This is a genomic window from Kingella sp. (in: b-proteobacteria), from assembly GCF_030527935.1.
Classification (GTDB): domain Bacteria; phylum Pseudomonadota; class Gammaproteobacteria; order Burkholderiales; family Neisseriaceae; genus Kingella_B.
Map to the genome: position 1 here is coordinate 1 of NZ_JAUMZV010000025.1, position 23,806 is coordinate 23,806.

Annotated in this window: 38 protein-coding genes and 2 pseudogenes; 6 read left to right on the forward strand and 34 right to left on the reverse strand. The window is 51.5% G+C overall.

What is annotated here, in order from left to right; all coding sequences use genetic code 11:
* The 5 genes and pseudogenes from Q4A85_RS08715 to Q4A85_RS08735 form a co-directional block, all read right to left on the reverse strand.
* Positions 1–352: pseudogene (locus Q4A85_RS08715) on the reverse strand (hypothetical protein); the annotation flags it as partial.
* A gap of 34 nt (positions 353–386) precedes the next feature.
* Positions 387–1,040 (reverse strand): DUF2612 domain-containing protein, encoded by a 654-nt coding sequence (locus Q4A85_RS08720; protein ID WP_303109511.1) that lies wholly within the window; start codon positions 1,038–1,040, stop codon positions 387–389.
* Positions 1,040–2,440, reverse strand: a complete 1,401-nt coding sequence (locus Q4A85_RS08725; protein ID WP_303109513.1) for a baseplate J/gp47 family protein — start codon at positions 2,438–2,440, stop codon at positions 1,040–1,042. Before Q4A85_RS08725 ends, Q4A85_RS08720 begins: the two co-directional genes overlap by 1 nt.
* Positions 2,437–2,793 carry a hypothetical protein gene (locus Q4A85_RS08730; protein ID WP_303109515.1) on the reverse strand — a complete coding sequence of 119 codons (357 nt, stop codon included), beginning with the start codon at positions 2,791–2,793 and terminating at the stop codon, positions 2,437–2,439. Before Q4A85_RS08730 ends, Q4A85_RS08725 begins: the two co-directional genes overlap by 4 nt.
* On the reverse strand, positions 2,790–3,443 hold the full coding sequence (locus Q4A85_RS08735) for a Gp138 family membrane-puncturing spike protein (RefSeq protein ID WP_303109517.1): 654 nt from the start codon (positions 3,441–3,443) through the stop codon (positions 2,790–2,792). Before Q4A85_RS08735 ends, Q4A85_RS08730 begins: the two co-directional genes overlap by 4 nt.
* A 92-nt stretch (positions 3,444–3,535) precedes the next feature.
* Here Q4A85_RS08735 and Q4A85_RS08740 point away from each other — a divergent pair.
* Together Q4A85_RS08740 and Q4A85_RS08745 are read left to right on the forward strand one after the other, a co-directional pair.
* Positions 3,536–3,892 (forward strand): annotated as a pseudogene (locus tag Q4A85_RS08740) (type II toxin-antitoxin system RelE/ParE family toxin).
* Positions 3,889–4,164: a helix-turn-helix domain-containing protein gene (locus Q4A85_RS08745; protein ID WP_303109519.1), complete on the forward strand. Its 276-nt coding sequence runs from the start codon at positions 3,889–3,891 to the stop codon at positions 4,162–4,164. Before Q4A85_RS08740 ends, Q4A85_RS08745 begins: the two are co-directional and overlap by 4 nt.
* 22 nt (positions 4,165–4,186) lie before the next feature.
* Here the strand turns inward: Q4A85_RS08745 and Q4A85_RS08750 are convergent, their stop codons facing one another.
* The 4 genes from Q4A85_RS08750 to Q4A85_RS08765 are packed head-to-tail and all read right to left on the reverse strand — an operon-like array spanning position 4,187 to position 8,101.
* Complete coding sequence (locus Q4A85_RS08750; protein ID WP_303109520.1) at positions 4,187–5,083, reverse strand: hypothetical protein; 897 nt, start codon at positions 5,081–5,083, stop codon at positions 4,187–4,189.
* Positions 5,076–5,372 (reverse strand): hypothetical protein, encoded by a 297-nt coding sequence (locus Q4A85_RS08755; protein WP_303109521.1) that lies wholly within the window; start codon positions 5,370–5,372, stop codon positions 5,076–5,078. Before Q4A85_RS08755 ends, Q4A85_RS08750 begins: the two co-directional genes overlap by 8 nt.
* A 9-nt stretch (positions 5,373–5,381) precedes the next feature.
* Positions 5,382–6,035 carry a phage baseplate protein gene (locus Q4A85_RS08760; protein ID WP_303109523.1) on the reverse strand — a complete coding sequence of 218 codons (654 nt, stop codon included), beginning with the start codon at positions 6,033–6,035 and terminating at the stop codon, positions 5,382–5,384.
* Complete coding sequence (locus Q4A85_RS08765; protein ID WP_303109524.1) at positions 6,035–8,101, reverse strand: tape measure protein; 2,067 nt, start codon at positions 8,099–8,101, stop codon at positions 6,035–6,037. Before Q4A85_RS08765 ends, Q4A85_RS08760 begins: the two co-directional genes overlap by 1 nt.
* Positions 8,102–8,444: 343 nt before the next feature.
* Here Q4A85_RS08765 and Q4A85_RS08770 point away from each other — a divergent pair, with 343 nt between their 5' ends.
* Positions 8,445–8,633: a ribbon-helix-helix protein, CopG family gene (locus Q4A85_RS08770; protein ID WP_303109526.1), complete on the forward strand. Its 189-nt coding sequence runs from the start codon at positions 8,445–8,447 to the stop codon at positions 8,631–8,633.
* Here Q4A85_RS08770 and Q4A85_RS08775 read toward each other — a convergent pair.
* The 21 genes from Q4A85_RS08775 to Q4A85_RS08875 all read right to left on the reverse strand — a co-directional run bounded on the left by Q4A85_RS08775 (position 8,630) and on the right by Q4A85_RS08875 (position 21,160).
* Positions 8,630–8,776: a hypothetical protein gene (locus Q4A85_RS08775; RefSeq protein WP_303109528.1), complete on the reverse strand. Its 147-nt coding sequence runs from the start codon at positions 8,774–8,776 to the stop codon at positions 8,630–8,632. The genes Q4A85_RS08770 and Q4A85_RS08775 overlap by 4 nt on opposite strands.
* Before the next feature lie 32 nt (positions 8,777–8,808).
* Positions 8,809–9,243, reverse strand: a complete 435-nt coding sequence (locus tag Q4A85_RS08780) for a phage tail assembly chaperone (protein ID WP_303109530.1) — start codon at positions 9,241–9,243, stop codon at positions 8,809–8,811.
* Positions 9,243–9,674, reverse strand: a complete 432-nt coding sequence (locus Q4A85_RS08785) for a phage protein (RefSeq protein WP_303109531.1) — start codon at positions 9,672–9,674, stop codon at positions 9,243–9,245. The genes Q4A85_RS08780 and Q4A85_RS08785 overlap by 1 nt, the downstream gene beginning before the upstream one ends.
* Positions 9,675–9,686: 12 nt before the next feature.
* A complete protein-coding gene (locus tag Q4A85_RS08790) occupies positions 9,687–10,952 on the reverse strand; it encodes a DUF3383 family protein (protein WP_303109532.1) in 1,266 nt (421 codons plus the stop codon).
* 24 nt (positions 10,953–10,976) lie between these two features.
* Complete coding sequence (locus tag Q4A85_RS08795) at positions 10,977–11,432, reverse strand: hypothetical protein (protein ID WP_303109533.1); 456 nt, start codon at positions 11,430–11,432, stop codon at positions 10,977–10,979.
* The gene (locus Q4A85_RS08800) at positions 11,429–11,755 is read right to left on the reverse strand and encodes a hypothetical protein (protein ID WP_303109534.1); all 327 of its coding nucleotides are present in this window, start codon (positions 11,753–11,755) and stop codon (positions 11,429–11,431) included. The genes Q4A85_RS08795 and Q4A85_RS08800 overlap by 4 nt, the downstream gene beginning before the upstream one ends.
* Before the next feature lie 2 nt (positions 11,756–11,757).
* On the reverse strand, positions 11,758–12,207 hold the full coding sequence (locus Q4A85_RS08805) for a hypothetical protein (RefSeq protein WP_303109536.1): 450 nt from the start codon (positions 12,205–12,207) through the stop codon (positions 11,758–11,760).
* The gene (locus Q4A85_RS08810; RefSeq protein ID WP_303109538.1) at positions 12,167–12,532 is read right to left on the reverse strand and encodes a DUF4054 domain-containing protein; all 366 of its coding nucleotides are present in this window, start codon (positions 12,530–12,532) and stop codon (positions 12,167–12,169) included. The genes Q4A85_RS08805 and Q4A85_RS08810 overlap by 41 nt, the downstream gene beginning before the upstream one ends.
* A complete protein-coding gene (locus Q4A85_RS08815) occupies positions 12,529–12,696 on the reverse strand; it encodes a hypothetical protein (RefSeq protein WP_303109539.1) in 168 nt (55 codons plus the stop codon). The genes Q4A85_RS08810 and Q4A85_RS08815 overlap by 4 nt, the downstream gene beginning before the upstream one ends.
* Positions 12,697–12,755: 59 nt before the next feature.
* Positions 12,756–12,914, reverse strand: coding sequence for a hypothetical protein (locus tag Q4A85_RS08820; RefSeq protein WP_303109540.1), 159 nt, complete (start codon positions 12,912–12,914; stop codon positions 12,756–12,758).
* Between the two features lie 27 nt (positions 12,915–12,941).
* Positions 12,942–13,151, reverse strand: a complete 210-nt coding sequence (locus Q4A85_RS08825; protein WP_303109542.1) for a hypothetical protein — start codon at positions 13,149–13,151, stop codon at positions 12,942–12,944.
* A gap of 10 nt (positions 13,152–13,161) precedes the next feature.
* On the reverse strand, positions 13,162–13,608 hold the full coding sequence (locus Q4A85_RS08830; RefSeq protein WP_303109544.1) for a hypothetical protein: 447 nt from the start codon (positions 13,606–13,608) through the stop codon (positions 13,162–13,164).
* 60 nt (positions 13,609–13,668) lie between these two features.
* Complete coding sequence (locus Q4A85_RS08835) at positions 13,669–14,631, reverse strand: DUF2184 domain-containing protein (protein WP_303109546.1); 963 nt, start codon at positions 14,629–14,631, stop codon at positions 13,669–13,671.
* A gap of 14 nt (positions 14,632–14,645) precedes the next feature.
* Positions 14,646–15,056, reverse strand: coding sequence for a hypothetical protein (locus Q4A85_RS08840; protein WP_303109547.1), 411 nt, complete (start codon positions 15,054–15,056; stop codon positions 14,646–14,648).
* Complete coding sequence (locus Q4A85_RS08845; RefSeq protein ID WP_303109548.1) at positions 15,049–16,098, reverse strand: DUF2213 domain-containing protein; 1,050 nt, start codon at positions 16,096–16,098, stop codon at positions 15,049–15,051. The genes Q4A85_RS08840 and Q4A85_RS08845 overlap by 8 nt, the downstream gene beginning before the upstream one ends.
* Positions 16,079–16,876 (reverse strand): phage minor head protein, encoded by a 798-nt coding sequence (locus Q4A85_RS08850; protein ID WP_303109550.1) that lies wholly within the window; start codon positions 16,874–16,876, stop codon positions 16,079–16,081. The genes Q4A85_RS08845 and Q4A85_RS08850 overlap by 20 nt, the downstream gene beginning before the upstream one ends.
* On the reverse strand, positions 16,848–18,107 hold the full coding sequence (locus Q4A85_RS08855) for a DUF1073 domain-containing protein (protein WP_303109551.1): 1,260 nt from the start codon (positions 18,105–18,107) through the stop codon (positions 16,848–16,850). The genes Q4A85_RS08850 and Q4A85_RS08855 overlap by 29 nt, the downstream gene beginning before the upstream one ends.
* Positions 18,104–19,327 carry a PBSX family phage terminase large subunit gene (locus Q4A85_RS08860; RefSeq protein WP_303109552.1) on the reverse strand — a complete coding sequence of 408 codons (1,224 nt, stop codon included), beginning with the start codon at positions 19,325–19,327 and terminating at the stop codon, positions 18,104–18,106. Before Q4A85_RS08860 ends, Q4A85_RS08855 begins: the two co-directional genes overlap by 4 nt.
* The gene (locus tag Q4A85_RS08865) at positions 19,308–19,856 is read right to left on the reverse strand and encodes an HGGxSTG domain-containing protein (protein WP_303109554.1); all 549 of its coding nucleotides are present in this window, start codon (positions 19,854–19,856) and stop codon (positions 19,308–19,310) included. Before Q4A85_RS08865 ends, Q4A85_RS08860 begins: the two co-directional genes overlap by 20 nt.
* Positions 19,857–20,091: 235 nt before the next feature.
* Entirely contained in the window at positions 20,092–20,517 is a 426-nt protein-coding gene (locus tag Q4A85_RS08870) for a hypothetical protein (RefSeq protein ID WP_303109556.1), read from the reverse strand.
* Positions 20,504–21,160, reverse strand: a complete 657-nt coding sequence (locus Q4A85_RS08875) for a phosphoadenosine phosphosulfate reductase (protein ID WP_303109558.1) — start codon at positions 21,158–21,160, stop codon at positions 20,504–20,506. Before Q4A85_RS08875 ends, Q4A85_RS08870 begins: the two co-directional genes overlap by 14 nt.
* Positions 21,161–21,259: 99 nt before the next feature.
* Here Q4A85_RS08875 and Q4A85_RS08880 point away from each other — a divergent pair, with 99 nt between their 5' ends.
* Positions 21,260–21,478, forward strand: a complete 219-nt coding sequence (locus Q4A85_RS08880) for a hypothetical protein (RefSeq protein WP_303109559.1) — start codon at positions 21,260–21,262, stop codon at positions 21,476–21,478.
* 106 nt (positions 21,479–21,584) lie between these two features.
* Here the strand turns inward: Q4A85_RS08880 and Q4A85_RS08885 are convergent, their stop codons facing one another.
* Genes Q4A85_RS08885 through Q4A85_RS08895 form a run of 3 tightly spaced genes read right to left on the reverse strand, consistent with a single transcriptional unit; the run spans position 21,585 to position 22,774 of the window.
* Positions 21,585–22,079 (reverse strand): hypothetical protein, encoded by a 495-nt coding sequence (locus Q4A85_RS08885; RefSeq protein WP_303109561.1) that lies wholly within the window; start codon positions 22,077–22,079, stop codon positions 21,585–21,587.
* Positions 22,069–22,383, reverse strand: coding sequence for a hypothetical protein (locus Q4A85_RS08890; RefSeq protein ID WP_303109563.1), 315 nt, complete (start codon positions 22,381–22,383; stop codon positions 22,069–22,071). The genes Q4A85_RS08885 and Q4A85_RS08890 overlap by 11 nt, the downstream gene beginning before the upstream one ends.
* Positions 22,373–22,774, reverse strand: coding sequence for a recombination protein NinB (locus Q4A85_RS08895; protein WP_303109565.1), 402 nt, complete (start codon positions 22,772–22,774; stop codon positions 22,373–22,375). Before Q4A85_RS08895 ends, Q4A85_RS08890 begins: the two co-directional genes overlap by 11 nt.
* Positions 22,775–22,809: 35 nt before the next feature.
* Here Q4A85_RS08895 and Q4A85_RS08900 point away from each other — a divergent pair, with 35 nt between their 5' ends.
* Both Q4A85_RS08900 and Q4A85_RS08905 read left to right on the forward strand, forming a co-directional pair.
* The gene (locus Q4A85_RS08900) at positions 22,810–23,226 is read left to right on the forward strand and encodes a putative toxin-antitoxin system toxin component, PIN family (protein WP_303109567.1); all 417 of its coding nucleotides are present in this window, start codon (positions 22,810–22,812) and stop codon (positions 23,224–23,226) included.
* On the forward strand, positions 23,223–23,432 hold the full coding sequence (locus Q4A85_RS08905) for a hypothetical protein (protein WP_303109569.1): 210 nt from the start codon (positions 23,223–23,225) through the stop codon (positions 23,430–23,432). The genes Q4A85_RS08900 and Q4A85_RS08905 overlap by 4 nt, the downstream gene beginning before the upstream one ends.
* Here Q4A85_RS08905 and Q4A85_RS08910 read toward each other — a convergent pair.
* The gene (locus Q4A85_RS08910) at positions 23,424–23,771 is read right to left on the reverse strand and encodes a hypothetical protein (RefSeq protein WP_303109570.1); all 348 of its coding nucleotides are present in this window, start codon (positions 23,769–23,771) and stop codon (positions 23,424–23,426) included. The two genes, Q4A85_RS08905 and Q4A85_RS08910, sit on opposite strands and share 9 nt — an antisense overlap.
* Positions 23,772–23,806: the final 35 nt, after the last annotated feature.

The following is a 23,806-nucleotide window of genomic DNA, read 5'->3' on the forward strand; positions in this document are numbered from 1 at the left end:
GCGCAGAAAGCGTATCCACACTATCCAACACATTCAGCACTTTCATCACGCCCGCTCGCTTATCGCTTGCCGCGCTGTCGCGGATAATCTTTTGAATACTGTCTAGCAACAACGAAGCTGCTGCTGTTTCTGTGTATTGATTGCCCGCCTTTGCCACCACACCCGCCAGTTGGCGATACAAAAAATTCGCCTTTTCGTCTTGCAAATAATGCAGCGCGTTAAACTGCTCCACGCTCGGCGGCACATCGCCAATCGTTGCCCAGCCCTGTCGATACTGCGCAGGCTGCCAATCAAACCGCCCGCCGTTCTCTCCCCAAGCCATGCTAAACGCATCCAAGGTATTTATTGCCATAGTCAAGTCTCCATAAAAAAGACGGCTTTCGCCGTCAAACAATTCGCTGCACCAATTTCCCGATGCCAAAACCATACAATCGCTGCGAAATAAAGCCAAACGCCTTATCCGCCTTGGGCGCAACCACCACTTCCATGCCCACCCCGCCCGCTCGCGGAATCCAACGCGCCGCATCGGTCAAAATCGCCGCAGGGGTTGCCGCCGATTTTTGAAACCACACACGGATTTTCGCGTTGCCCCTATCCTGCACCCGCACTTCTTCCGCCAAAAACACCGCCTTAACCGCCGCCGCAATTTCAGGCGCAGAACCGCAGCCATTGTTTGCCGCAATTTTCCAATACAGCAAACGGCGATACTGCCCATCGTCCAGCACAATACCGCCTTGCACATTCTTTTCATGCTCGCGGCGAATCCGCGCCTTGTTAAAACTCAAAATACCGTTTTGCCCATCAAAGCCGAAAAATTGAGCAAACAACACCGCATCCACTTCGCGCGGCAAGCCCACAAGCTGCCCAATGCCATCCAACTGCACCCCTTGCGCTGTTGCCAAATGACGCATATTCAGCAAATCATCATAAGCCGTTTGCAACGCATTAGCAGGCGCATACAAGCTACGCACCAACGCTTCCAATTTCAGGCTGCCTGAAAACTGCGCCAAGCAATGATGCCAAGCAATCTCATCATGCATCACGACACCTCAATCCTTGCCACATCAAAATAAGCCTTGGCAAACGGCGCAATGGTTAAATTGGCAGCCTGAAAATCAACAGGCTTTTCCGTAGGCTTCGTTCTGTGCGCTATTTTCAAATCCACCGTTGCCACCCCCGCCGTGCGAAACACCGCGTAATACAGCTTCTGATACAGCACATCATCGCCCAAGCCAAATAACGCACTCGCCTGCAACAAATTTTCGCGGATTTGCGCAAAGCCCGCCGCAGGGAAAACCTGCTCCGATTCAGGCAACAGCGTAATCCGCGCCTGAATCCACACATAAACAGGCGTGATGCGGTCAAAGCGCACCGTTTGCCGCCCAAAATCCGTTTGAATTTCCTGCACAATACTGCCATGCGTATCAATGCCCGCCGCCTTATATGTCCAAATTGCCCGCGCGATAGCTTCCACATCGCCGCCATCCGCCACCACATGCACCGAATGCGGCAACCGACCATAAGCATCTGGCGCATCATCATGGTTGGCAAACACCCCAATCTCGCGGATTTGCGGCACATCCGCACGAATATTCGCCGCCAGCGCAGGCAGCGTTGCCCGCCCCAGCCGATACGCCGCCATGCTATGCCGATACGCCAACTCCGCATCCGTTTCCACCGCCCGCCCCGCCGAAGCCGCCATCGGATTGCTCACCCGATTTGCCACAGGCTCAACCAAACGGTTAATCTCGCCTGCCGCCGCCGTAGCTTCATTGTCGCTTGCCGTCGCCGCCACCGCCGTGCCGATTTCCAACACCTGCAAACCCACAAAATCGCCAAAACGGCGGTTTACGCCATCTTGCACCGTCAGCGTTAAAGCTACCCCATCATAGCCAGCCAACAAACCCGAACTTTCAAACTTCGCCGCCAAGCCTGCCAATGGCTGCTTACCCGAAAAACGATACATCACACCATTGCACGTTAAGCCTACATCATCGCCCACCGCCTGCAATACCAAACCAGCCGCAGCCGTCTCTGAAATGCTTACCTCTTCATCCGTTGCCCACAGCGAGCCATTTTCCGCCGAAGCCTGCGCTCCTTTGGGAACAACCGTCCCTTTTGCACCCCAAAAAATCAACCGCGTATAAGCCTTTTGCGCCGCCAAGCGCGACACGCCAGCTAATGACACCGCACGGTCAAGCGACACCCCCGCCGCCGTTTGCGGATACATCGCGTTGTAAACCGCTTCCGCGTTCTCCCACAACGCCGCTTCCCGCTCCGCAAACGTATCAATCAAAATGCCCAGCACACTATCAGGGCGCGTTTCAATATTGCCGTCCAGCCCCGCCGCCACCAAGCGATTTTTCAAATCAGCTGCAATCGCCTGTCGAATTTCAGGCAGCCGCATTTTCACAAACCCATAAGGTGTAACCCCATTCATATTCTTACCTCCGCAATCACACGCCCATCATCCGTTTCAATTTCAAACACCGTAACCAGCGAGCGCGTAGGATGGTTCAGCAACAACTGCATTTTCGGCACGCCCGCCACATTTGGCACAGCCTTAATTTTCGCCCGCAAAATCGCTTCCACTTCCGCACGATTGGGATTTTTCACAAGAATATTCTCCAAATACGGCACCCCATGCGTGTTATCCAAAAACCACTCGCCCAAAAACGTTTTCAGCGTAACCACCACTTGCTGCCTAATTCGCTGCTCGTCCGCCACAAAATGCAGTCGCCCATCAGTCCAATCCAAATCATGCGAAGCATCTAATTTCAAATCCACACTCATTGCGCCGCTCCTGTTTGTCCGCCGCTATCGCCGCGATGCGTATGCCATTTATGCGAAATACCATCCGCCACCACATCGCCGCCCACAATCTCAAAGCCACCACTACACGCCACCGCCCCGCCCGCGCCGTTATTCATGCCCTGATTGATGCTTACCAGCCCATTGTTAATCACAGGCGCATTAATCGTAACCTTGGGCGCAGCAATCGTGATTTCCCCCGATGGCGCAATTTTCAGGCTGCCCGCACCAAACGACAGCGATACATTCTCCGTATCCGCCGCGCCCACCGTAGGACGCAACACAGGCGAAGCAAAGCAATCGCTTAAATCAAAACGGCGCGGGTCATCAGGCGCAGCATCCGACCCTGAAAGCCAACCATCAATCGCCGTTTCTGAAAAATGCAGCAACACATCATCGCCCGCCGCCAGCGGCACCGTTATCATTGCCACCCCACCCGCGCCCACAGGAAAACATACAGGCACAGACACAATCTGCGGCGCAGGCAAAGCCGAACCATCACGCAACGCACGCGGCAAAGCAGGGCGCACCACCGCCCGCGAACCATCCCAAGCCACAATCTTGCCCGCCAACGTAGTATGCACCGCTTCCAATTCTGTTTGCATCATCTCGCGTAAATCTGAAATATCCATTTGATTTTTCCATAAAAAAAACCCGCGCAGGCGGGTAACGTTGCCATTTTATAACTTTTAAGTTATAATGTTTAAAATATTAAGGAGTAACCATGTACAGCGTTGTTTTTTACTGCGACCCGCGCGGCAACGAACCCGTTAAAGAATATTTGCAGGAATTAGCCGCCAAACAAGATAAGAGCAGCCGCATTCAACTCAATAAAATCCGCGACTACATAGAAATTCTCAAACAACACGGCACTCGTGCAGGAGAACCCTATATCAAGCACATCACAGGCGACATTTGGGAATTGCGTCCACAACGGCGACGGGTTTTGTTTGCTGCATAGAATGGCAATCAATTTGTGTTGTTACACATCTTTCTAAAAACCACGCAAAAAACCCCGCGCCGCGAAATAGAACGCGCCCAATCCAACTTAAACGACCTTATTGAAAGGAGCCAAACATGAACCCCATCGGTAGCAACTGGAATGACTTTGAACGCGAAATCTTTACCCCCGAAGAAATCAACGAAAGCAATTTGCGCGTTGCCATCATCAGCGAGCTGATTCACGCCCGCCAAGAAGCAGGCATCACACAAAAACGCTTGGAAGAATTAAGCGGCGTGAAACAACCCGTTATCGCCCGCATGGAGCGCGGACAAAGCAACCCACAGCTTGAAACCTTGCTCAAACTGCTTGCGCCCTTAGGCAAAACGATTGCCATTGTTCCGCTCAAATAAACCACGCCGCGTCATGCGGCGTTTATTTTTTTCTTTTTACTTGCTTCTGTTCAGGCAGTGGCTCATTCCAATCAAACACTTCAAACTCGCTTATCCAATCGCCACCATCAAATCCGCCCGAATGCCTTACCTTTTCCACCTGAAAAAAACCATTTACCTGCTTGGATTCCAGCTTCAACACATCGCTCGGGTTCACTTGTGGCAACAACAACGATTTCACTTTCCAGCCATAGCGTTTTTTTTCCACCGCGCCTGCTGCATTACCTTTGGCAGCCTTACCGCTTGCCGCTTGGGCAAAGCGTTCAGGAAAGCCCACCAAGCCGCTATCCGCCGCCAGTACCACCGCACGGCGTGGCGTTGCGCCATACTGTTTTACCACTCGCAACACCTGATTTTGGATAGACCACGACAGCCCCGCCGCAGCCGTTGCCTTGCCCAGCGCAATCCGCGCCGCGCCATGATGCGAAAAGCCATGTTGCCAAACATGGTCGGGTAAAGTAGCCGCCATTTCCAGAACCAGCCCCATTTGCCGCGCAATTTCGCGGATAACCGCGTGCGCCGGCACCCCGCCCGCATAGCCCAGCGACACATAACAATCGCGCAACTCTACCCAGCCATCTGCCAATTCCAATGCCGTTACCACATTTTGCCCATCAAACGCCGTCAGACACTCAATCACCGCACCCGCTGCCAGCAACACCGCATCCGCGCCGTAACCTGCATACAATACCGCCATCACATCGGGCTGTTCCAACGCGCGGCGGGTATCAGGCTTCAAATTATAAATTTTCACTTGGCATTTATTCGGATCTTCCTTGACGGTTTTCTCCACATCAAACTCAATATGAAACGGCGGTGCAATTTCCAGCCCTTTTTTACCCGCGTTGCCCACCAACAAGCGATAAGTTCGGTTAAACATCGTCCACTCCCGCATAAATCATCTGCGAACGCCCATCCACAAACGCCATGCGGTCAGGCTCGCCATCGCAAAACAACACCCCTTGCGGCACAGCCAAATGGCGCAATCCCGCCAAAATATCCACATTCGGGCGAATGCGTAAACCCGCAAACTGCGGCTCGCCGTTTTCTAAACCCAACGCCCAATAACCGTTTTCATCATTCCACGCAAAATGCAGCGCGTACTCCACGCCGTCTAATTCCGCTTCAATCACAAAATCGTTGTCATCTGCCAAAGTTAAAGCCAGCATAAGCTCCCCTTAGAATAAATCCCTGTGTAGTTTGCTGCGCTGCTTTTCAGGCTGCCCTGTAGCAGCCGCAGGCTGCGCGGTTTTCGGCACGCTGCTTCTGCGCGCCGTTTTGTTGGCAGTTTTGCCCTTGCGTGCGCCTGTTGCTCCAGCCTTGCCCTTGGCTTTGCCGCTGGCTTTTTGTGGCGGTACATCAGCTTCACGCGGTTGCGCCTTGCGAATTTTGATAAACGACATTTCCACATCAAACTTCTCATCCACCCCGCGCCGAATGGTGCAGTTGGTCATCGCATAATCCGCGTAAAAATCCAAGCCCGACACAATAGCAATCGGCTCGCGTTTCTCGTGCATTTGCCGTAGCAAGGCTTTGGCTTGCACCAATTTGGTTTTGCCCGCATCGCCAAACAACACCACGCTCGCCCCCGATACCACCCCGCTGATATTCAGCCGCTCCGATTCCACGCCAATATGGTCAGAAATCGGCGCACCTTCTTCCACCGCATACTGGGTAACATTTGCCGAAAGCTCTGTGGTTTCTTCAATCAGCGCATCCAACGACAACGCCCCCACCGTTGTCCCACCGATGCCAAACACCATATTCACCAGCTTGTTTACCTTGCCCGCCGCGTTTTTCACGCCATCATAGGCAGCCTGAAAATTCATCATCAAGACCCTTTTATCACAAACGAATTACGCGCCATACGCGGCGCAGCTTGCGCAGGATTGCTTACGCCGTTAGCCGTAATGTTCTGCGTAACATTATTGACCACGCCCGCCCGCGCCCCGCCCGCCATCGCACTCGCGTTTACCGTATGGCTCACATTGATGCTGCCACCGCCCAAGCTCGGAATCCAATCAAACCAGCCCCGCACTGCCGCTGCCGCGCTTGCCCACTTATCCTTAAAGTAGCCAATCGCCTTATCCCACAGCCCATTGATGGTATTGATGATGCCGCTCCAAATATCCGTTGCGCTGCTGCTGATGGCTTGCCATGCGGCAACCGCCTTTTGCTTGATGCCATCCCACGTTGCTTTGATAAACGCCACCACCACATCCCAGCCATCGCGCACCGCCGACAACTTGGCAGCCATCCAATCAATCGCCGCCGCAACCTGCGCAGTAATCCATTGCCAAACCGCCGCCGCCTTATCTTTTACCCAGTCCCATGCCGCCAGCAGATACGGCACAATCTTGTCCCAGTTTTGATAAATCAGCCAAATTGCCGCGATGATTGCCATAATTGCCAGCAAAATCGGATTAGCCGCCATTGCTGCCGTAATCAAGCGGATGCCCAGCGCAATAAATTTTGTCGCCCCATACAGCAGCATAAACACCTTAAACACCACCATGCCCACCGCCACCAACGCCGCTATTTTCGTCAGCCACTTGCCCATTGTTTCCCCTGCGCCGCCCAAAGCCGCCTTAATCTGCCCCAGCTTGTCCCACACCCAGCCCAGCTTTTCTTTTATCCAATCAACCTGCGTTTTCCATTTTGCCGATGAGCCAATCAGTTCCCCCAATACCGACTGCCCACCGTTCAGCCACACCATAATGTCATCCACAATCAAATAGATGCCATACAGCACTGCCGCGATTTTCAAAAACGGCAACAGCGATACTTTCGCGCTCATGCCTATGCCATGTAACAGCGTTTTCAGGCTGCCTGCGCTGCCCACCGCACCCAGCAAAGCATGGTTTAAACGCGAAACCCCATACACCACCGCCGCCAACGCCGCTGCCTTGCCAATCGCTTCCAAGTTATCCGCAATCAAGCTGCAAACCTTGTAAAACGCTTCGCCTGCCCCCGTTGCATGGTTGATGTTAAACACCATGCGCGACCAAGCATTGCGAATTTTCGTCATGCCACTGCCAAATGTTTTAGGTATCTTGGCGAATTTATCGTTAATCTTGTCCGCCTGTTTCAGCAAACCTTCCGCCATCTCTTTGGATGACAACTTGCCCGCTTTGCCCATCTCGCGCAACTCGCCCACGCCCACGCCAAAAGCATCCGCAATAGACATCGCCAGCCCGCCCGAGTTTTCCAAAATAGAATTTAACTCATCGCCGCGCAATACGCCCGAAGCCAACGCCTGCGAAAACTGCAAAATCGCCGCCGAATCCTGCCCCGCACCTTTGCTGGTGGTGGCAACTGCCTTGGAAACCAAATCCGATAACTGCACCGCCGCCACATCATCCAAGCCCAAAGCCTTTTTGCTGCGTGCCACCGAGCCATACATATCCACGCCCGCTTGCCAGTCCGTCCCCGCCGCCTGCGCGTTTTTGAAAATCTGCGCAATAACTGCCTTTTCATTGTCGGCATACAAAGAAGCCTGCGCCACCGCACCGCTGATTTGGTCGGAAGTGCTGGCAAACGACATAGCCGTTTGGGCTACCGCTGCCGCGCCTAGCCATTTACCCAACGAACTACCACTGCTGCGCAACTCGCCACGCAACTCTCTGATGCGTTCGCGTGTTCTCGCCCAAGCACGGTCAAGCTCCGCATGGGTTGCCATGCCCGTACGCCGAAACGCCGTATAAGCTAACTGTGCCCTGCGAATTTCCGCATAAATCTGCGCATCCGAGCGAATGCCCAACCTATCCAGCGAGCGGTTGTAAATCGCCCCGCTGTTTCGTTGCTGCAAACGCATACTGGCAAAGCTGCGCCGAATATCATTTGCCGCCGCCTGCGCCCGACTTCGCGCATGATTCAAACCATTTAAAAACTGGTTCAAACCCGCCCTTTCCATTCTAAACCGCAGCAGCGTAACCAATTCTCGTGCAATCATGGCAAAACCTTTCAGGCATAAAAAAACCGCCTTTGGGGCGGATTAAACTTGAATTATTTTCTAATATGTATTAAAATTATCCCTGTTGAGTGTTTCAACAAACGGAAATGCCCACCGTTTCCGATGGGCACTCACTAGGGAGAAAGAAAATGAAGCTCACCATTCAAATTCTCTTCTTCTTGGTTCTGATGTTGGCAAGCAGTAACGCTTACTAAGGAACTAAGAAATCGGGGGCGGCAGGTGGCACTGCCAAACCCGATGCCCTAATCTTAAATCAACAAAGAAAATCATGCAAACGAAAAAATACGACCAAGCGGCATACAACCGCAAAAGCCGCGAAAAAAACGGCATCCGTCAAAAAACCTTTGCACTAGACCCCGAAACCATTGCGCTGCTGGAACGCTTGGCGGCGGAGCGTGGCGAATCACAAACTGCTGTGTTCAAAGCGGCATTACGATTGTTGGCAGAAAGAGCTTAATTCCACTTCGCCGCTTCCCGCGCTTGGGCTTCATCTTGCATATCCAAAATAGCATTGATTTTCATCAAGTCCACCAAATCGGCCGTGCCGTTTTTCACTTCGGCAAGGCTGATTTTTCGCGCCATCACAGGTCGCCAAATCAAAAATTCCGCTTCCAAATCGGCGCGAAACTGCCCTACGCTTTCGTTTTTTCGGCTAAACCCGCCAGTCCAGAAAGGTTTAGCCAGCGCGTCAAAGGGGTGGCAAAATTTTCTTTAATCACGACCACCAAAAGCTGCAACACTTCGGCAAAATCATCAAAGATATGCCCATCACGCGCCAACTTAAAGCGCACCGCTTCGCCGCTGTCATCTTCATAGGCAATATGCCCATCATCCAGCAAGCGCGTTGTCCAGCGTTCCAGCGATTTGCCATCTAGCTGCGCCGATAGTTTTTCTACCGCCTTTTCCAAATTCGCATCGCCCAAATCATCTTTCAGGCTGCCCAAAAGCGCACCCAGCGCAGGCAACAATTCTTTTTGTAAATCGCCAAACACAGGCAAGGCTTCAAAAGCATTGAGCTTAGTAATAAAAAACGTGTTTTTGCCCACTTTGGTTTCAATTGTTTGCATCAGCTATTTCCCCCTACGCTAAACGCCGCGCGTGCGGTTTCAATTACCCATTCACGGTTGCACAACTCTTTGCCAAATTCCACCGTGGGGCGGTTCACAATCCAAGCGGCATCGGTAGCAACCAACGTGCTGCCACGCAAGTCGGTCAGCATCAACGGAAACGGCTTATCGCCGCCACTCAAATGGTCAATAGAAAGCAATGTATTCAACACATCATTGCTGCGGCTGGTTTGTTGCAAAGTCAGCGTGATTTTCACACGTTTATCCGCGCTCATTACCCGCGCTACTTCGCCGTCTGCACCTGCTTGCGATGTGATACCATCGCCCAAGGGTTCAATGCTCACAAACGTGCCATCTGCATAGCCCGTAACCGAATGCACGCCCACCACCAGCTTTACGCGGTCAGGCGAATAAGTTTTTACTGCGCTCATGGTTTATTCCTTTTACTCGTAACCCAAACTAAATTTAATATTTGCCACATGAATTGCCCCTGCCAAACGCGCCGAGCCGCCCAAATCGTTCAACACCCGACTGGCTTTGTTATTGGGCGAAATTTGCGCGGCTTTGGGTTTTTTAATCGTGTAGCTGGGAATGATTTTGTCATTTTCATCCAACTCTTCGGGCGCGATGCCACCACGGCGCACGCCCAGTTGTAACGATTTTTGCATAGCATTGGCAAGAATTGTGATGCCCTCATCGGTGTAGGGGATTTTGCCGTCGCCGTTAATCAGCGCAAACGCCACATCCGCCTGCATTTCGTTATGTAACCAATCGCGGAAACGAATCACGTCAATCCACTCGCCCGCCGCTGTTTTACCGCCTTGGGTCAGCGCAAACGATTTAAACATCTCAAACGTAGTACAGTTTTTGCCGCTGGCGGCGATGTATTCGCCTTCCGCTAAACGGTCGGCGGTAATGCCTGCAAGGCGTTTATTTGCCCACGTCTCTCCGCCTGGGTAAAAGGTAAAGCATTTTGCCATTATCGCGGCTTCGTTAAATTCCGTTGTCGCTTCGCGGTCAAACACCACAAAACTGCGGAAATACTGCTTATCCATCAGTTTAGAAGCAATATCGGTGCGAACTGCGCCGTTTAACACTTTCGCATCATCGGTAGCTGTGCCGAACAGCTTAACATTGGCTTCTGCCCATGCGGCTACTTCCAACACCGCGCTTTCTGTGCGTTCGGTAATCACCAAGCCATACCAAGAACCGCCTGCCTTGATGATTTCGTTCAGTGCATCGGTGTAGCTTTCGGTGGTGGTTATCGCCATTGCGCCTTTGGCAAGTTTTACCGCAATATCCGCCGCAATCGTTAGCGTGTCGCTGTTGGCGGTGGCTTTCAGCGTGACGGGTAGGGCAGCCGCACATTGCGCCGCCGTGCCGTCTATATCCAACACTTCGCCGCTGGGCAGCGTGATTTTGGCGGTAATCTGCTCGCCTGTGAGCACAATTTTGCTGGCAGCGCGTCGCCCGATATACACTTTCGCCAGCGTAGGCGTTTGCGAAAATGCCGCCAATGCTGCCTTGTAAATCGGGTCGCTTGCCGATAAGCCCATATCCAGCAACTCGCCCGCCGAAGTAATCGCCATCATGCGTGCCGTGCTGGCAGCATGCGTGCCTACAATCATCATATCGCTAAAACTTTCGGTAGCGATTGCCGTCGTGTTCAGCGAAATGTTCAAATTAACCAATCGGTCTAATTTTGCCATGTCAAAACTCCATAAAAAAAGCGGCTATTGCCGCGTGGTTACATCTAAAATCGCCTTATCAATCACAGGCACGGTTTCGTCCGCTGTTGCCATATAGCGATAGCGAAACGACAACACCGCCTGCTCGTGATACTGCGCTTCAAACAATTTAGGCACAGACTGCACCCGCTCTATATCAAACACCGCCGCATTCGCTGCTTCCAGCGCATCGGCTGCCGCTTCGGTTTGCAACGCCATAGCCAGCGCGTCTAAAAGCTCAAATGCACTCTTGCCGTAGCATTGCACCGTTACCGCCGCTTCGCGCACCGCATTCAGCGCACGGCTGCCATCAATCGGTGCACGCATCACAGGCAAACGCGCATCCACCGAACGCACATCCAGCGTGGCAAACACATTTTCAGGCTGCCTACCATTTTCATAAGCCCAAATCAGCGGCACAGGCAACAGCGCAGCCAAAACATCGTACAAATTCTCTTTCATGGCTGCTCCGATACCGCGTAATAACGATAATGGCTAATCACGCCCATCTGAAACCGCGCCTGCGCGATGATGCGATATTCCGTCCCCAGCCACAGCAACACATCGCCCATGTTGTCATCCACGCGCAGCAGCGCATCGGTATAAATCTTGACCGCCCGCCCCATGCGCTTGCCTTCGGGCAAATTCTCCCGCTCATCGTTGCGTATCGGCTGCACCGATGCGTTAATCAGCAGCATTTCGCTTGGCGCACCCGCTTGCCAGCGTCCCTTGATATACGCGCCATCGGTAAAGCGGCGGATGGCGTGTTGTTTGCGTAATCCCATTTTCAGTCCACTTCGTATTGCACCGAATTAACCAACTGCCCCGTATCAATCAACGGACGGTCAGACCCTTTGCGCCTAATCGTAGCGGGCGCATTGGGTATCCAATTGCCATGGCGAATATGCGCCTTTTGCACATCGCGATACCAGTTGCCCAGTTGATGCAACATCGCGTCCGCATCCGCCCCGTCCAACACACGATACACCACCCGCCGCTGCACTTCGCTAATTTGCGCTGCGTTTTGCTCCGCGCAATCAGTCATAAATGGGCGGGCGGGAATATGGCGCGTGCCGAAATGGTTGTAAATGGCAATGTCCACCATATCATCATGCGAACCGCCTTGAATACCCACCTTAACCACCCGCCCATTCAGCCTTTGCGTGTTGCTGATGATGTCATCCAAGCCAAAATCGTTAATTTCCACATCCACAGCCGCCACCATATTGCGACACAATAATCGCTCCGCGTTTGCACAAATCTGCCAGCTTTTGATACTGCGCCAAATAACCGCAAGGGTCGCCGCCGTTGTTGCCATAGCTGCGTGACAAATCGCCCTCACGCTCCGACACCACGCCCACAGGCATAACCACCGCCCCTTGCGCTGCTGCCGAAAGTGCGTTTACCGCCAAATAGCCCGCGTAATATAACACCGCACGTTCTTTCAGCTTGTCCGATAAACAAGGCGGCGCAAACTCCGCCGCCAAAAACAGCATCTTTTCCAGCAGTGCATCGTCAGCAGAAGCCGCATAAAGGCAAAGCAAGCGCAGTTTTTCAATCATTGTTTTTTCTCGCGTTTAGGCTTGTCCAACACTTCCAAGTGCTCACTTTCAACCAAGCTCAACACGCCTGCATCATCATCTGCCACTTCCGCTTCCTGCATTGGCGCAAGCACCGTGATACCGTTTAACACCACGACAGCGGGTTTAATGTTTTTGATTAACATAGGTTTCTCCAATAAAAAACGCCGCACACAGGCGACGGGGTTAAAAAAAAGCAGCCTTTTCAGGCTGCCTTATCGCAAAATTGTTCAAGTACAAAACTAGGTACACACTCTTTGCCTTTATCGGGCATTTCGTCCCAATCTGCCACACGCGGCAAGCCATCGGGCGGGATTTCTGCCAGCAAATCGGCTAAACGATAAACAGATTGAACAGGGCTCATAATTTTGTCTCCAACGCATAAAGGCAGTTATTTTCGGATTCTGCGGTAAATAATGCCGCAACCTACAATAATGGGAAAAACGATGCGGGCATAAGGATACAAGGGCGAATGGATATTCCAATAACCATACCGCGCATATTTCAATGCTTCGGGGTCGGTATCGGGAAAAAAGACAATCCAAATGGTTAAGACTAGCCAAAGAATAATATCCATGTTTTTCTTGAATTTATCCCACATCGCTTGCTCCTTAAATGCCCATTAAGGCGTTAGTTATCGCAGAACGCCAGCGAGTTTGCCCTGAAACAATACAAATTTTCATGCGGCGGTCTTTGGCAGTGTATTTCAGCCAACTATCAACAAAGGCTTCCATCACTTTCAAAGCTGCATTTGTCTTGCTTTGTCGTAAAAAAGACATGACTTCATCGCGTGCGGTAGCTTTCAGATATTCGTTAAAATTTTTGTGTCCAAATAAATAGGTTAGTTCATTGGGCAAGAGTTTGTACACGCTGCCTGCAATGAAATCAGCCATAATAGCTAACGGACGGATGCGCTCATGGCAAGTGGAAATTTCGTCAAACATGGTATCCACCATTTCTACGACTTCTTCCGTGATTTGATACGGTTCAGCATCAACCATGCCATTAAACAAACTTTTGATAAGTTTAACATAAGTTTTTTGTTTCTCTGGATTCATAATTAAATCTCCAAATCAATTAAAAAAGGCAGCCTGAAAGCTGCCACTACTTCAGGCTGCCTAAGCCACCTCACACTTAGAAAACGCCAGCGGATAATGCACCACCACGCCTGCTGTGCGGGCATAGCAAGGCACCACCACTTCCAAATTGCGTGCCTGCGCTTCCATTTGGTTAAACGGCATCGGCAATTCGTGGCTCATGTTTTCCGCGTCAAATTCACCGATAAACAGCAAATGCTTGCCGCCCACGCCTGCACCGTCAAACTCGGGGGCTTCCACCAATTGCAAGCTGGGGTGTTTTTTGCTCCAAAATTCCCACACCGTAATGCCGTGCGCTTCGGTGTAGATTTTAGAAGTCAAAAGCGCGTGTAAGCTGCTGGCAACCACAAGGCGATTGGGGGTGTGCACACCTTTGCTTTGCAAGCGCACCGCATTCCACAGCGCGTCCAAATCCGCAATGATTTCCGCACCTGTTGCATTTGCCCAAGCCTTGCCGCTGGGTAGCGTGGTAACGCCGATATTTGGGTGGGTGGTCATGCCGTATAAGCCGTATTCCGCATCACCCACCATCGCCACTTTGTTCAGCTTCACTTCAATCGCACGGCGAGCAGCATCGCCTTTGCGGGTGGGTAGGTTGGTGCCTAATCCCGCCGATGCTTTCAATTCCATAATGTTAAAGCCGTAGGAATCGGCAACGGTTTTCACGCGCACGGTGTATTCCGTTCCCTGCACATCAGCGCGGGGCAAATCATCGGCATAATTTGCCACAATCTTTGCCATGCCCACGGTGTCATAGGTTTTATAGACCACCGTTTCGGCGTATTCAGGCACATCAGAAGCAATAGGCACCAGCGACAAACCAATCATCGGTGGGCGTTTTTTCTCGTAGATTTTGGCTTTCACAAAATCCAATTCGCGGGCAGCGAACACGCTTTCATCTTCGCGTAGCGCGTTGCCCATTGATTGCGCAAATTGCGCGATAACGGATTTTTCCGCTTCATCATAGTGCAAATGTTTCTGCATCATTTTTCCTTTCGTTAAACAGTTGGCGCGTGTAATTCAATACACGCGATTTTGCCTTTTACATCACGGATAACCGCATTTTTCAGGCTGTCTGTGGCGGCGTTATCCAACAAACCCGCAGCGTTAAACTTCACCGCTTCGCCTTTGGTGACAGTTTTGCCGTCCGCCACTTTTACCCAGCACAGCCCACGCGTCATTACCGAAACACAATCACCGCGTTTATAGGGTTCAAGCTGGGTGTGCGAATGCAGCACCGCACCAATGGCTTTTGTGCCTTTGCCTGCCACCGCCGCGCCGTTGGCATCTATGCCCACAATCACGCCAGCGGTTAAGCCATCAGCGGCAACAGGATAGCTTTCCACACGGTCAAAGCCGCTGTCTGCTTTCATGCCCGCAAAAGCGGGGTTCATGTAATCGTCATACATCTTTCGTTCCTTTCAGGTTTGCTTTGTATTGTTCGCGCGCTTGGGCGGCAGATGTGCTGCCCGCGCCCTTGTCTGCCATATCTTGCCGTTGCCCTGCTAGGGCTTGGGTTTTCGCCTGCTCATCGCGCGTGGCTAATGCCATATCAAACGCCGCGGCAACATAATCATCGGTTTTACCGTCCAACACGAGCGCATCGCCGCGAATGGCTTTAATCACAGCAACCTTGATTTCACGCGCAGCGGTGTCGGCGTTAAACGCCACGCCATGCGTTTTGGCAACGGCTTCCAATTTCACGCGCTCAAACGCTGCCTTCATCGCGTCTTGCTGAATTTGCGGCTGCTTGTCTTGCAACGCCTTTAAATCAGCTTCTGCGCCATCGGCGCGGGCTTCGGCTTGGGCTTGCTTGGTTTTTGCTGTTGCTTCGTCCTGCTTTAATTGATTAAACGCCTGAATCACTTCGGGCGCGGCATCGTATTCAATACCATTGTCTAAACGGATTTTTGACATTGTTTCGTCCTTATCGTTAATCACGGCTTCGTTGCCGTCCATATTCAACCGCGCATTGCCTGCGCGTCCCTTGCTCACAATCGCCAAGTGGTTAGGGCGGATATTGCGCTGAATGGCATCGTACCGCTCGCCATTGGGGGTAATCCCTGCCGTCTCCTCCAAATCCAACTCATAGCCGACTGAAAGTTCTTTGTTGCCCGCGTTAATCGCTGCGGGGTTGTGTATCACAATCTCCGCCACAAGGTTATCGCCGTCTTGCCGTGCTTCGCCCAGCACCGCGCCGATGGTGTGGTTTTGGGCGTTGCTGCTGGTAACTTTACCAGGGTGTCCGTTGGTAATCGGAATACCTTTGTAGGCTTTCAGGCTGCCATCGGCGAATACTTCATCGGGTGGGCGATATTCGCGCCGCTCGCTGCCATCTGCATTGCGATAAACAAAAACGCCCGTTCGCGTAAGAACAGGCGTGTCGTGAATAAAACCATCTTCATTGCGCCGCGCTTTCACTTCGGCGCGGTCATAGCGGATGACGCTCATAAACCATTCCTTTCAAATCAGCAAAATCAGGGTAAATGCCCTCCGCGCTGCATCGGCATTGAATTGGCTCGCTGGGGTGTCCGTCTGATGGCGGGTTATCCCAAGCAAACACTTTACCTTCGCGCTCGCGGTGTTCATGGCGCACGCGCTCGTCTAGCGAAGTGCGCCAAATGTATTGCGTAACGCCTATGCTGCGTTGCCGCTCCATCGTAAGCTGCCCATTGAGTTTGCCGATTTGGTCGCGGGCAATTAAGCGGGCGCGGTTTTTGGGCAGCGAATAAGTCTCGCGGATAAAGTCCGCCAGCTTGGCATGGGGCAGCCCTGCGCGTACCGCTGCCACAATCTTGCCATGTAGCGTTTCCAAATACTGCGGCGCAATGGATTGAATCAAACGGATATTCTCCGCTTCAAGCTGCTTCATTACATCCAACAACCACGGCTCATGCGTGAACACATCCACCGCAAACACCGAGCGTACCACCGCATGAAATTGCTTTTGATTAAACCGCGCCGCTTCATGCAGCAGCGAGCGGACAAAGGAAATTTCAGGCTGCCTGAATTTATCTGCAATACCCACTATCCACCGCCGCAGTCGCTCATACCAACCGCTGCTTTCGGGAATATCCAGCGCATCTTGGCGCAAATTCAGCAAAGGTAATTGTCGCTCAATTTCTGCTGTGATACTGTCGGTATAGGCTTCCAGCAGTCGCATGTATTCGCGCTCGGTAGCGTGCGGATACAACCAGCGTTTAGGTTTTCGCCGCGTAATCTTGGGCATCTGCGCCATCGTGTACCTCACGTTTCAAACCAAATTGCTCCCGCCCTGCGAAATAATCCGCCGCCTGCGCTTCGCTCAACGCGCCCATATTAACCACCTGCGCCACCGCATCTACTTCCACTTTCAGCGTATCTACTGCCAGTTTCGCCATATCCGCCTGCTCGCGTGCTGTTGGCACATACAAAGGTGACCATTTAATGCGCCAGCCATCAGGGATTTTGCCCTTGATGCCGTTTTGCAATACCAATAAAGCCAGCAATCGCTCCAACATATTACTCACGCGGGCGCGTTCAGCTTCCACCAATTCGTGAAAATTGCGCAAATCGCCTTCGCCCGTGGCAGATAGCCCACTCGCCGATTGTCCAAACAACTGCGCCAGCGGAATGCCTGTCTCCGCCGAAATCACTTGCTCAAATTTGCTGATGATGTCGGTTAATCCACCCACACTCATATCGTTTAGCGTGTACGCATCTTCGCTGTCCACCGCCACCGTGTTTAACACCCCGCGCGATGTATCTACTGCTTGAATGCGTTGTTGCACAATCTCTTCTTGCCCAGCATCTATCAACTCCGCCAACTGTTTCATGGCGTAAACAGGCTGTTGCTTGCGGTCTAAAATCTGCTTGGTGCGCTCGCGCGTGGTTTCCCAATCCAAAATTGCCTTATAAGCACGGTCAACCGCATTGCCGCCTTGCCAGTAAATGCGCGTTTCTTTCAGCATTTCAGGCAGCCTGAAACCGTGAATGGGAAACACACGGCTTTCATGCACCACAAACTGTGTCTGTTGCGATGAAATGCGGTAAAACTCGGGTTCGCCAAAATTCTTTTGCGTAGCATCGCCATACAGCGCACCTTCCACCGCAACTTGATTGATGCCAAACACGCGCAATTCCACCACTTCAACAGGCTGCGACACGTCCAACGGCTCATTCAGCCCCTTACCATCTGCCACCAGCGGAATTACACACGCGCCACCAAACAACCGCGCCAGCTTCAAGGCATATGCCGCCGTCTCAAACACATTCAAGCGGTCAAGTTCCGATGCCAACAAATTATCCGCATCGCCATCAATCTCAAAGCCACCTGATAACGCCTTATCAGCAGGCAAATCCACCACACGGCGAAAAATACCGCCTTGCGCATACAAAAAAGGCGCGGAAACCGAAGTAACCCGCGCCCGCGATTTGCCGCCCAACACCGCTTGCAAAAAACCATCTAGCCTAAATTTCATAATAACGCCTTAAATCGTTTGATTGCATCCGCGCTGCCAATCAGCGGCTCTATGGCATAGCGGATGGCATCGATGTAATTGTTATGCGCATCCAACGGCACAGGCAAAATATCCCCACTCAAACGGTCGGTCTTATAGCTATACAGCCGAAACTCCCGCGCCGTTTCCGTACAGCGTGGATGGATAACCACTTTCTCAAACGACTTGATAAATTCAATACCATCTTCCACGCTGCCCTTGCCCTTAACGGCACCCACGATGCGCGGCAAACCATGCCGCCGCAAATAACTGATGCTTTCAGGTCGCGCACTATCCGCCCGCACCACATAACGCTCAATTTCAGGCATCGCCGCTTTCAACACCGCCGCCGTGTCGTCCAATTCAATGCCCACCCCACCCGCTTCGCGTTCAATATACAGCTTATTGTCATGTATCCAGCATTGCACCGCCGCCGTAGGGTCTTGCGAAAAGCCAAAGTCCAAACCGAAATATGCGCCGTCCCAGTTCTCGCTTGGGGTAAACTCCGCCACTTCATACTTGCCTTTGAACACCTGCGCGTCCGAAAGCTCGTAATACACACCGTCCCAAATCCACGCATAGCGGGCAGGGTCTAGCGTTTTTTGCTGATGCAGCCGTTGCTCGTTTAACACATCGGGGAAAAACGGATTATCGCCGTAATTCATCTCCACAATGCACGAACGCGGCGGCGGATTTTTGCGAAAACGCTTATCTGTTGCGCTGCCATCGGTTTTTGGATTCCAAATTACCCAAATTTCCGACTTGGGCGCACGAATGGTTGGCTCTAACACTTCCCATGCCGCTTCGGAAATATCTTCCGCTTCTTCCACGATGCACACATCAATTTTCGCCAACGATTTCACCGACTGAATATTGTTGTGCAGCCCCTTAAACAGAAACTCCGTACCATTCTTGCCGCGTATATAGTCCACGCCCACATCATAGGCAGCTTCCAACCACGGCTCGGATGCAATCGCCGCTTTCAATTCCGCGTAAAACGATTCTTTGATGGAGTTCTGAAACTCGCGCACACACAAAAAGCGTAATGGCTCAACAAAACCCCATGTCGCCGCCATCTTGGCAAAATTAAACGACTTGCCCGAACCGCGCCCACCAAACGCCCCACGATAACGCAGTGCACCACGTGGCAGTCTGAAAATATCCCTGATTTTAGGCGGTAATTTAACCTGTACTTTCATCATCGCCCGCTGCAACCAATTCAATTACCGTAGGCATTAAAGAACCGTCCGAACTGGTAATATCCAACTTCATGCCGTTAATCAGCTTCTGTCGCGTCAAAGTCAGCGATTCAATCCGTCCAAGCAACCGCTGGATAATCGGCTCATAATCCTTACGCACAAACGTTTTCTGCTGCACAGGCGGCACATCAGGGTCATCCGTAATCGGTACACCACCCACTAGCGCAGGCGTTTCTACAATCCGCTCCAACTCCAAGCCCTCCTGCTCCGCTTCCAACTTCAAAGCCCGATTTAAACGGATTTTGCACAACCGCAACTCCGCATCAATACTTTCAAGCTCCAATTCATCCGCAAGCAGCTTTTCCGTGTCCGTGTAGTAATGGGAATAAAGCGCGCCCGCAGACACCTTGTTTGTGTTGCCTTTGGGCGCGCCCGTTGATTTACCGCCGTGCATTCGGCAACGACCATTTGCCATTGCGACGTTTTGACACGGCTTACCTGCACGCGTTTTCGCACCGCAAATGTCAGCCATTTAATCTCCTTGCATGGGGTTGATTTTACAAATCAAGAACCAGCACTACGATGATGTGATGCTGAACTAGAATGTCCGCGACCGCCACCACGTTTCAAAGCAATATGCGGTTTACCATAGGGAACTTTACGCATCATGCGCTCCTTTCAAAAAACGCCTGATATATCAGGCAAACAAAAAAGGCAGCCTGAAAATCAGACTGCCTGAAACAAAAACCGCCCAAGGGCGGCTACAATTACTCTTCATCATCAACAAATGAAGCCCAAACCTTGTCAATTTTCGGCTCATCAACATAAGGCACTTCATCATTGGGCAGTTCAATACCCATCATTTCAGCAACTTTTACACCATTCAAGTATTTATCGCCAAATCTACGCATTCCCGATTTTTCCAAGAATGCCATCAACTGTCCATGCGACTGAAAACATAAGCAGCACCAGTATCTTGTATCAGTCGCATCAACTTTGCGCTTATTCTCCGCTTTCAATCTATCACGAAAACCTTTTTTAACCGCATCCAAATCAGCCTTGCTATCCACTTCCGCATCGCCAGTCAATTCAGGCATCTGCACCAGCGGCTTCTGCTTGCGCTTCCATTGGTTCACTTTGGCTTTTGCTGCCGCCTTTTTATCTTCAATCTGTTGCTTGTCAATGTTTGCCATTTGCACACTCCCATCTAAAAATCTCTAAATCCGCCATTGGAATCAACTCCAAGATTTTCTCATAATCACGCGGATAATGCTTCTTAATCGGCAGCAAAAAGCGCAAATCCAAACCATCAAACGACCGCCCAAACACCTTATAATCGCTCCCCAACCGCACATTATGCTTCTTAAAGCATTCCACCAAATCCGCCTTTTTCCAATCCCAAATTGGATGGTATTTCAGCAAATTGTAGGAAATGCTGCCATGCGACTGAATCGCAATGCGCCGCATCGGACTATCCGCTGCCCGCACGCCATCCGCAACCAAAGTATCTTTCGGCAAGTCAAATTTCTGCACCATCGCCGCCTGAATATCGGTATAGTCAAATTCAGGCAGCCCCGCATCTTCAATTACTGCGCAATTTTGCGGCGGCTGCCAAACCATGCCATTCAACCAGCGATACAAAGACGGATGCGGCAACTGGGTAATCTTAAAACCAAACTGCCGCTCATACATATCCAACTGCTCATTCACAAATTCCAAATCAGGAATCAGATACAGATAATAAGGGACAACTTCATCAAAATGCTCACGAATAGCGATAAAAGTCGCCACAGCATCCTTGCCACCGCTAAACGCCAGCAAAGTTTTGCGCTGCATCTTAGCAACCTGCTTAATGGTTTCAACGCCTGATAATGCTGCCATAAATTCTCCAAATATGCTAATATTTAGCTTTATTTTATAGCGATATTATCTACCATGCAAGACTTTACAGCAGAATTAAACGCCTTATTGGCACAAGCAAATCTCACACGCGCCGAACTGGCTCGTATCTTTCAGATTGCCCCACGCAACATCAGTCGCTGGAATACGCACGGCATACCGAAATACGCCATTGCCTACCTACAACTCAAAGCCGAAAACAATCATCTGCACGAACAAATCCAAGCGTACAAAGTTATCATCAAAGCAGAATGAAAAAACCGCCTTAATTTAGGCGGTTTATTGGCAAATTAAGCCGAAGAAAGCCACCTAAACGTAACTTTCTCCGAAATATAGCAAAATTGTACTAAAAAACTCACACCTAATCAATAATCTTTCGTTCTTTAAAACACGTTTGCAGCTTAAACCGCGCGGTTTGTTCCCATACAGCTAAATGCTTTTTGATGCGCTCACGTTTACGCTGAAACGTCATATCGTGCAAATCGTACTTATCCATAATCGCCATCCGCCTAGGCACATCGCTGTAAATATGGCGCAGCATATCCGCAGCCAAATACACATCGGCGCAAATCTTTTCTGCCGCCAGCACACCCGCGATAATCATCAAGCCGTCCAGCTTACCATACTGGCACTCCACCACCGCCACCAACAAAGGGCTGTTCAGGCAGCCTGAAATCTGCGAACGTATCATGGCGGCGTTGGCGTGCCATTCCGCTTGCGTCAGCCTACCAGTTCCGCCTGTTACCCCCTTCGCCTTTATCCATTCGCAAATTTGCGCCGTGTTGCCCATCGGTTCAATCCGCAATGCGCCGAAACGGTAAATGTCATACAAACACTCATCCAAATTACGATACATTTTTTCTCCATCTTGCCAAATACCCATCCGCCACCGCTTCAAACCAAGCCGCCGCATCATCGGTAACAATCCCATTTGCCGCCAGCACATACGCTTCGCCGCGCCGATGCTGCATCGCGTGTTCCTTGTGCGTCAGCGGCACGCCCGAAAACGGCGGCTTGATGCCCATACCGCTGCCCCTTGATACGCGGCGCACATGGGCAAACTCGCACCGCCCTTCGCCGTCTATCCATTCCGAAAAGCAGCCTGAAATACAACTTGGCTGCCGCCTAACCCATGCTTGAAAATCTTTATCAGTATTCAAAAATCACTCCTTGCTCCGCTGCCCACGCTTCAATGCGCGTTTGGTAATCCGCCATCTGCTGCGTGTTCAGCTTGGTTGTCGATAATCCGATTTTTTGGATTTCGCCATTAGGCAACACCCGCTCATCGCAGCCGATAAATTGCTGCTTAAAATATTCGTGCCACATCGCCGCTTCGTATCGCCGCCCATCCAGCCAAACCTGCTCGGCAATTTGGTTATACAAGCTCCATAAGCGGCGGTTTTGCTCATAGCTGCGTTTGGCTTTATACGGGCGGATAACCACTTCCAAATCGCCATGCGCAGCCAGCAGCCCGGGGACAATGTTTTTATACAAGTTTTCAAACAAAGGGCGTTGGTTGGACACTTGTAGGCGGAATTTGCGTTCATTCATGTTTATTTTGACAGCGTATGTGCTATCATGCTCCTATGAAAATCGTTATAGACACCAATATCCTAGTGGGCGCGTGCATGGGTTCGCGCGCTTCAAATCGGCTGATTGCCGCTTGCTTGCAACAACGGTTTACCCCGCTGGTTGGCTCTGCCCTGTTGGCAGAATATGAAGATGTGATTGCGCGGGAAAATGTGTTTTCAGGCTGCCCTTTAAACCTTGCCGAGCGCAACCAAGTGCTCAATGCGCTGCTTTCCGTTGCCCAATGGACACGCATTTACTACCTTTGGCGACCCAATCTGCGTGATGAAGGCGACAACCATGTGATAGAACTTGCCGTAGCGGGGCGGGCGCAATACATCGCCACCCGCAACCTAAAAGATTTTGCACGCAGCCAACTACTCTTTCCCGAAATCAAAATCTGCACACCTGAAACCCTATTGGAACAAATATGACTACCGTAACCCTACGCATCCCCGATGAAAAACACAGCCGCCTGCGCCTGTTAGCCGAATCGCGCGGCATGAGCGTAAACAAGCTGATGGACGAAGCCGCTACCGTGATGCTGGCGGAATTTGATGCCGAAAACCGCTTTAAAACCCGCGCCGCTTTGGGCGATATTCCCACCGCGCTTTCCCTGCTGGATAAAGCCTTAATCTAAAAGCAGCTCAATCTCCACCCGCGCATCCTTTCTGCTCTCCGCCTTAACCTTGTCAATCAGCAGCGGGCGAAACAGCGCATCATCTACGCCGATGGCTTGCGCCATGCCGTCCAACGCAGGCTTCATGGCGGCGAGTAGGTTGTCCAAATCACGTTTTCTTGCGTCTGGCGTGTAGAATGTGATTTTTAAACCGCCGCCTGTGTATTTCAGGCTGCCTGAAAGCAAATAGGCTTCTTGGCGGGCTTTGGCTTTGGCTTGCTGCGTGGCTGCCCAATGCCGTCCGTGTTTGCGGTTGGGCATTAAGGCGGGGGTGGGATAGGGTAGGATGATTTTGTTCATGTTTTTTCCTGCGTGTTCAGTATTTAAATAATCCT